This is a genomic window from Pseudomonas sp. XP1 (assembly GCF_053557675.1).
The window spans coordinates 29526-37949 of sequence record NZ_JBNRIJ010000002.1 but is presented as its reverse complement, the minus strand read 5'-3'; the positions used below and the strand labels follow the sequence as shown (position 1 = coordinate 37949).

4 protein-coding genes are annotated in these 8424 nt (G+C 65.6%); 2 read left to right on the top strand and 2 right to left on the bottom strand.

The genetic code is table 11. The features are described 5' to 3' along the window. Positions 1-34 precede the first annotated feature (34 nt). Positions 35-1156: a beta-ketoacyl-ACP synthase III gene (locus tag ACK1U9_RS02460; RefSeq protein WP_046614678.1), complete on the bottom strand. Its 1122-nt coding sequence runs from the start codon at positions 1154-1156 to the stop codon at positions 35-37. Positions 1157-1377: 221 nt separating this feature from the next. Beyond that, complete coding sequence (gene hrpA / locus ACK1U9_RS02455; protein WP_449109684.1) at positions 1378-5283, bottom strand: ATP-dependent RNA helicase HrpA; 3906 nt, start codon at positions 5281-5283, stop codon at positions 1378-1380. 523 nt (positions 5284-5806) lie between these two features. On the opposite strand from hrpA, the gene ACK1U9_RS02450 reads away from it, so the two are divergent. Together ACK1U9_RS02450 and ACK1U9_RS02445 are read left to right on the top strand one after the other, a co-directional pair. Further along, positions 5807-7171 carry a glutamine synthetase family protein gene (locus ACK1U9_RS02450; RefSeq protein WP_108481284.1) on the top strand — a complete coding sequence of 455 codons (1365 nt, stop codon included), beginning with the start codon at positions 5807-5809 and terminating at the stop codon, positions 7169-7171. A 24-nt stretch (positions 7172-7195) separates the two neighbouring features. Beyond that, positions 7196-8424 (top strand): NAD(P)/FAD-dependent oxidoreductase (locus tag ACK1U9_RS02445; RefSeq protein WP_449109683.1); only part of this gene is annotated, 1229 nt, incomplete at its 3' end.

Here is an 8424-nt window from a genome sequence, read left to right as displayed (position 1 = left end):
GCCCGCGAAGAGGCCGGTACAGGCGCCAGATAAATCAGCGCTTGCGCAGGATCACGCTACCAATCGAATACCCCGCACCAAACGAGCTCAACACACCCAGTGAGCCCTTGGCCAAGTCGTCCTGGTACAGGTGGAAGGCAATAACCGACCCTGCCGAACTGGTGTTGGCGTAACGGTCGAGAATCACCGGTGCGTCTTCCTCGGCCACTTCACGCCCCAGCAGCTTCTTGACGATCAGGTGGTTCATGCTGAGGTTGGCCTGGTGCAGCCAGAAGCGTTTTACATCGCTTGGCTGCAGCCCGTTTTCCTGCAGGTGCTCACCGATCAGCTCGGCCACCTTCGGGCACACCTCGCGGAACACCTTGCGGCCTTCCTGGATGAACAGCTTGTCCGCCGCACCCTCGCCCTCTTCCGCCGCGCGGTTGAGGAAGCCGAAGTTGTTACGGATATTGTTGGAGAACTCGGTCCACAGCTTGCTGCTGACGATCTCGAACTGATGCGCCGAGGTGGCCTTGTCGGCACGCTCGAGCAACACCGCGGTGGCGGCATCACCAAAGATGAAGTGGCTGTCGCGGTCACGGAAGTTCAGGTGGCCGGTGCATACCTCCGGGTTGACCATCAGCACCGCGCGCGCCTGGCCCAGGGCCACGCTGTTGGCGGCGGTCTGGATGCCGAAAGTGGCGGACGAGCAGGCCACGTTCATGTCGAAGGCAAAGCCCTGGATGCCCAGCGCCTGCTGCACTTCGATGGCGATGGCCGGGTACGGGCGCTGCAAGTTGGAGCAGGCGACGATCACCCCATCGACATCGGCCGCTGTACGACCGGCGCGCTCCAGGGCCTGGCGGGCGGCGGCGACAGCCATTTCGCAGAGCACCGACGGTTCGTCGTTGGAGCGCTCGGGCAGGCGCGGTTTCATGCGCTGCGGGTCGAGGATGCCGGCCTTGTCCATGACGAAGCGGCTCTTGATGCCCGAGGCCTTTTCGATGAAGGCCGCATCGGACAGCGGCGCCGCCTCGATTTCACCACGCTCGATGGCGGCGGCGTTGTCCTGGTTGAACTGCTGCGACCAGGTGTTGAAGGACGCTACCAGTTCTTCGTTGGAAATGCTCTGGGCCGGGGTGTACAGGCCGGTGCCGCTGATCACGACGTTATGCACGGTCGTTCCTCTGGTCAAAGGCCATCGCCACGGGGCGCTGGCTGGGAAACATGACAGGTTAATGGCACTTTAGTGCCAATTTAAAGGCGAGGTCTGTACCCTCGTTCGCGGGCATGCCCGCTCCCACAGGGATCGCACCGCTCCCTGAGGACACTGCTATACCTGCGAAGGGGCCGCCAGGCGGCCCCAAATTGCGTCAATATTGCCACAACTGTGGAAGTTTAGCCCTCCACCTGGCTCCATTGCTTGCTCAATCGCTTGTCCGAAATCGGCACCTTGGTCCCCAACTGCTGGGCAAACAACGACACCCGATATTCCTCCAGCCACCAGCGGTACACCGTCAGTTGCTCATCGCGCTTGCCTTCCTGGGCATGCTTGTCGGCACGGGCCTTGTACTGCGCCCACAGGTTGGCCAGCTCGCCGCTCCACACACGGTCCTTCTGCACCTGCGAACCCAGCTTCTCCAGGCGCAGTTCCACCGCCTTGAGGTAACGCGGCAGCTCCTTGAACCAGCCCACAGGGGTCTCGCGCACGAAGCCCGGGTACACCAGGTTGCCGAGCTGTTGCTTGATGTCGTTCAGCGCCACCGCCTGGCTCAGGTCGATCTTGCCCTTGAAGCGCTTCTGCAGCCCATGCCACAGCTTCAGCACTTCCAATGTCTGCCGTGCCAGGCGCTCGGCATGCTCGGCCCAGCTGCCGCGCTTGCGCTCGGCCAGGCCAGCCAGTGCTGCACCGTCGCGTGGCAGCGGCTGTTCGCCTTCGAGGATGCAGCTGTCCAGGCTTGCCAGCAGAATGTCCTCGACCAGCGCCTCGACCCGACCCATTTCACGGTACAGCAGGCCCAGCTCGGTCAGCCCAGGCAGCTTGCCACGCAGGTACTTGGCCGGCTCGGCCAGCTGCTGCAGCAACAAGCGCTGCAAGGCGCGGCGGTGCTGGAACTCGGCCTCGGCCTGGGTCGAGAAGCGCCCTTCGCGCACGGTGCCGCCCTCTTCCACCAGCGCCGGGTACACGGTCATCGACAGGCCGGCGATCTTCTGCTGCTCGGTCTGCTTCACCTCGCTGAAAGCCTTGGCCTGCACCGGCTGCTCGCTCTTGGCGTCACGCGGCACGGCCAACGCTGCCTGACTGGCGGCGGCAAAGCGCGCGGTCAGCTCGGCCAGGTCGCGGCCTTCACCCAGGAACTTGCCCTGGCCATCGACCACTTCGATGTTCATGCGCAGGTGGCCTTCCACCAGGTTGACCGGCTCGTCCCAGGCCTCGTCGGGCACACGGGCGCCGGTCATGCGCAGCAGCTCCTGGCCCAAGGCCTGCGGCAATGCGCCCTGGCCGAAGGTCATGCGCGCCATCGAGGCCTTGACGAAGTCCGGCACCGGCACGAAGTTCTTGCGCAGGGCCTTGGGCAGGTTGCGCACCAGCGCCACGCACTTGGCTTCCAGCAGGCCCGGCACCAGCCATTCCAGGCGCTCGCCCGGCAGGCTCGGCAGCAGCGGTGCCGGCACCCGCACGGTCACGCCATCGCGGGGGTGGCCAGGCTCGAAGTGGTAACTCAGCGGCAGGCGCAGCTCGCCCACCTGCATACTGTCGGGGTACTGCGCGGCGGTGACTTCGCTGGCCTCGCGGGCCAGCACATCTTCCTCGCGCATGATCAGCAGGTTGGCGTCCTTCTGGCTGCCCATGCGGTACCAGCTGTCGAAGGTCGCGGTCTGGTGAATTTCCGCCGGCAGACGCGCTTCGTAGAAGGCGTACAGCGTCTCTTCGTCGGCCAGGATGTCACGGCGGCGGGCTTTGGCCTCCAGTTCGTCGAGCTCTTCCAGCAGGCGCTTGTTGGCCGTCAGGCACTTGGCTCGCGACTGGATTTCGCCACCCACCAGGCCTTCGCGGATGAACAGCTCGCGCGAGGTGACCGGGTCGATCGGGCCGAAATGCACCGGCCGACGGCCGACAAGGATCAGGCCATAAAGGGTGATCTGCTCGTAGGCCACCACCTGCCCGCGCTTCTTCTCCCAATGCGGCTCGAAGTGGTTCTTCTTGACCAGGTGGCCGGCCAGCGGCTCGATCCAGTCCGGCTCGATCCTGGCCACCATGCGTGCGTACAGTTTGGTGGTTTCGACCAGTTCGGCCGCCATCACCCACTGCGGGCGCTTGCGCCCCAGGCCCGACGACGGGTGCACCCAGAAGCGCCGCTGACGGGCGCCCTGGTAGTCGCCCTCTTCGGTCTTCTGGCCGATCTGGCTGAGCAGGCCACTGAGAATGGCCTTGTGCATTTTCGGGTAGTCGGACGGCTCCTTGTTCACTGTCAGCTGCAGATCACGGCAGATCAGCGCCAACTGGCGATGGGCATCGCGCCATTCGCGCAGGCGCAGGTAGTTCAGGAAGTTCTTGCGGCACCAGTTGCGCAGCGGGTTGGCGGTCAACGCCTGACGCTGTTCCTCGAAGCCACGCCACAGGTTGACCAGCGCGGCGAAGTCGGAATCCACGTCCTTCCATTGCGCGTGCGCCTGGTCGGCGGCCTGCTGGCGCTCCGGCGGGCGTTCGCGAGGGTCTTGCACCGACAGTGCGCTGGTGACGATCAGCACTTCCTGCAGGCTGCCCAGGCGGGCGCCTTCGAGCAGCATGCGGCCCAGCCGTGGGTCGATCGGCAGGCGCGCCAGCTGGCGGCCGATCGGCGTCAGCTGGTTTTCGCGGTTGACCGCCGACAGCTCCTGCAACAGGTTGAAACCGTCGCTGATGGCCTTGCCATCCGGCGGCTCGATGAACGGGAAAGCATCGATTGCGCCCAGGCGCAGGTGCAGCATCTGCAGGATCACTGCCGCCAGGTTGGTGCGCAGGATCTCCGGGTCGGTGAACGCCGGCCGGCTGTTGAAATCCTCTTCGCTGTACAGGCGCACACAGATGCCCGGCTCGACCCGGCCACAGCGGCCCTTGCGCTGGTTGGCACTGGCCTGCGACACGGCCTCGATGGGCAGGCGCTGGACCTTGGCGCGGTAGCTGTAGCGGCTGATGCGCGCGGTACCGGTGTCGATCACGTAGCGGATGCCAGGCACGGTCAACGAGGTTTCCGCGACGTTGGTGGCCAGCACCACACGCCGCCCGGTGTGTGGCTGGAAGATGCGCTGCTGCTCGGCCGGCGACAGGCGCGCGTACAACGGCAGGATCTCGGTGTGGCGCAGTTGCGCCTTGCGCAGGATCTCGGCGGCATCACGGATCTCCCGCTCGCCCGGCAGGAAGATCAGCACATCGCCGGGGCCTTTGCCCTCGCTTCGTTCGTGGTGCGCAAGCTCGTCCAGCGTGGCGAGGATTGCCTGGTCGACGGTGAGGTCGTCCTCGATCTGGTTGCCCTCCTCGTCCTGCTCGCTGGTCAGTGGGCGGTACCAGGTTTCCACCGGGAAGGTACGCCCGGACACCTCGATGATCGGCGCGCCGTCGAAGTGCCTGGAGAAACGTTCCAGGTCGATGGTCGCCGAGGTGATGATCAGCTTCAGGTCCGGGCGGCGGTGCAGCAGGGTCTTCAGGTAGCCGAGCAGGAAGTCGATGTTCAGGCTGCGCTCGTGGGCTTCGTCGACGATGATCGTGTCGTAGCGCTCGAGGAAACGGTCGTGCTGGGTTTCGGCCAGCAGAATGCCGTCGGTCATCAGCTTGACCAGGGTGTTGGCGTCGCTCTGGTCCTCGAAGCGCACCTGGTAGCCAACCAGCCCGCCCAGGGGCGTGCCCAGCTCTTCGGCGACCCGCGCGGCAACGCTGCGGGCGGCGATCCGGCGTGGCTGGGTATGGGCGATCAAACCATGGCTGCCACGGCCCAGCTCGAGGCAGATCTTCGGCAACTGGGTGGTCTTGCCCGAGCCGGTTTCGCCGGCGATCACCAGCACCTGGTGCTCGGCCAGGGCCTTCTTGATTTCGTCACGCTTGGCAGCGATGGGCAGGCTGTCGTCGTAGCGCACGGTCGGCACGCTCTGCTGGCGCGCGGTGACCTGGGCGCAGGACGCCTGGACCTTTTCCACCCACTGCGCCAGCTTCGCCTCGTCGGGGCGCTTGCGCAGTTCGTGCAATTGCCGGCGCAGGCGATGGCGGTCGGCGATCATGGCGTGGTCGAGGTTTTGCAGCAGTTTGTCGATGGCGTGGTCAGTCATGGGGCTTTTTAGTGATGCAGGTGGGCCTGCTTTTTCATGATCGGCATTCGAAGGATGCGCGATTGTCGCAGATTTGCCGGTTTTCTGCTGCCTGTGCCGGCCTCTTCGCGGGTAAACCCGCTCCCACAGGTCTCAGCCTTGATGCGATCCTGTGGGAGCGGGTTAACCCGCGAAGAGGCCAGTTGCAACAGCGTATATGTTTAGCCAAACGCGATGTAAAGGTTGCCATTCACTGCTTTAATCAACCTTACGCCGCATGTGAGTATCAAAGGCATGACGCCCGTCCAGCCCATCGCCCCACCGCTGTCCCGCCCTTCGCTGCCGAAGGCCCGGCGCCGTGCCGGTGAAAATCCGCTGGTCCACATCATCCTCGCCTTCTGGGCCCTTTGGCACTGCCGTCACGCACGCCCACCGGATTTCTCGCTCACGCCTTCCTGACCCAACCCGGCCGTCGTCTGGCCGTTTTAATCAGCCGGGCCGCCTGCATGCGCGGTGGCTCCGTGCGCCCGTGAGCGAATCCATCATGCACTTTGCACCCGTAGAGCAGGCCAGCCGTTTTCTGGCCGACAACCCCGATATCGAACTGTTCGAACTGTTCATCCTCGACGCCAACGGCGTGCCGCGCGGCAAACTGCTGCACCGCGAGGAACTGCTGGCCGTTTACCAGACCGGCCGGCCGCTGCCCAGCACCATCCTTGGCCTGACCCTGAACGGCGACGACGTGGAAAACTCCGGCCTGGTGTGGGATGTGGGCGATATCGACTGCCGCGCCTACCCGCTTGAAGGAAGCCTGGTGCGCCTGCCCTGGCGTCGGGTGCCGACCGCCGCGGTGCAGGTGAGCATGCACCCAAGCGAGGGCCTGCCGGCCAGCATCGCCGACCCGCGCCATGTGTTGCTGCGTACCATCGAAGCCCTGAAGGACGACGGCTACCATCCGGTGATGGCCTGCGAGCTGGAGTTCTACCTGCTCGACCAGCAACCTGATGCCCAGGGCCGCCCGCAACCGGCGCTGGACAACGACGGCGGCCGCCCACGCACCACCCAGGTGTATGGCCTGCGTGAACTGGAGCAGATCGAGCCGTTCCTCGCTGACCTCTACGCCGCCTGCAAGGCCCAGGGCATCCCGGCCCGCACGGCGATTTCGGAATACGCCCCCGGCCAGGTGGAAATCACCCTCGAGCACGGCGACGCCCTGCAGGCAATGGACCAGGCCGTGCGCTACAAGCGCCTGGTCAAGGGCGTGGCCCATGCCCATGGCATGCAGGCCTGCTTCATGGCCAAGCCGTTCGCGCAACTGGCCGGTACCGGCATGCACATGCACCTGAGCCTGGCCGACAGCGCCGGCAACAACCTGTTCGCCAGTGAGGACAAGGCCGGCACCCCGCTGCTGCGCCAGGCCGTGGCCGGCATGCTGCGCCACCTGCGCGATTCGCTGCTGCTGTTCTGCCCCAACGCCAACTCGTTCCGCCGCTTCCAGGCCAACAGCTATGCCCCGCTGGCGCCGACCTGGGGCGTCGACAACCGCACCGTGAGCCTGCGCATACCGGGCGGCCCAGCCAACAGCCGGCATGTGGAGCACCGCATCTGCGGCGCCGACGCCAACCCCTACCTGGCCGCTGCGGCGATCCTCGCCGCCAGCCATCGGGGCATCCGCGAACAGATGGACCCGGGCGCGCCGGTGGAAGGCAACGGCTATGCCCAGGCCACCGAACACCTGCCCACCGACTGGTTGACGGCCCTCGACGCCCTGCAGCACTCCAGCTGGGCTCGCGAAGCACTGGGCGAGGACTTCCTTGGCGTGTACCTGAAGGTCAAGCGCGCCGAGTACCGCCAGTTCATGGCCGAAGTCAGCGAGCAGGACTGGCGCTGGTACCTGCACCAGGCCTGAGCCCCCAGATAACAAGGAACCCTCATGAACGCAGCATTGAACAAGGGCCCGGCGCAACGCGCGCCGTCCTACTACAGCGCCACCCTCAACGACCACACCGAGTACCCGCAGCTCAAGGGCACGGTACAGGTGGATGTGGCGATCATCGGCGGCGGCTTCACCGGCGTGGCCACGGCGGTGGAGCTGGCCGAACGTGGCCTGAAAGTGGCCATCGTCGAAACCAACCGCATCGGCTGGGGTGCCAGCGGGCGCAACGGCGGCCAGGTCACCGGCAGCCTGTCGGGCGACGAAGCCATGCGCTCGCAGATGCGCAACCGCCTGGGTGCCGAGGTCGATGACTTCATCTGGCACTTGCGTTGGCGCGGCCACCAGGTGATCGAGCAGCGCGTGGCGCGGTACGGCATCGACTGCGACCTCAAGCACGGACACCTGCACGCGGCCATGAAGCCCTCGCACATGGAGGAGCTGCGCGCATTCGAAGCCGAAGCCCGGCGGCGCGGCATGGGCGAGCAGGTGCAACTGCTGGACCGCAATGGCACCGCCGAGCACCTGCAAAGCCCGCTGTATCTGGGCGCTCTGAAGAACCTGCGCAACCTGCACCTGCACCCGCTCAACCTGTGTTTGGGGGAGGCCCGTGCCGCCCATGGCCTGGGGGCACTGATTTTCGAAAACTCCGAGGTGCTGGACATCGTCCACGGCCCGCGCCCGGCGGTGGTCACTGCCCACGGGCGGGTCGAGGCGCGCCAGGTGATGCTGGCCGGCGATGTGTACCACAAACTGGAAAAGCGCCAGCTCAAGGGCAAGATTTTCCCGGCCATGGGCGGCATCGTCACCACCGCGCCGCTGGGGGAACTGGCCGAACAGATCAACCCGCAGGACCTGGCGGTGTACGACTGCCGCTTCGTCCTCGACTACTACCGCCTGACCGCCGACAAGCGCCTGTTGTTCGGCGGTGGCGCCAACTATTCCGGCCGTGATTCACGGGATATCGAAGGCGAACTGCGCCCGTGCATCGAGCGCACCTTCCCGGCGTTGAAAGGCGTGCCGATCGAGTTCCAGTGGAGCTGCGCCATGGGCATCGTGGTCAACCGCATCCCGCAGCTGGGCAAGCTGTCGGACAACGTGTGGTATTGCCAGGGTTATTCGGGGCACGGGATTGCCACCAGCCACATCATGGGCGAGATCATGGCCGAGGCGTTGACCGGGACGCTGGAGAAGTTCGACACCTTTGCCCAGTGCAAGCATGTGCGGGT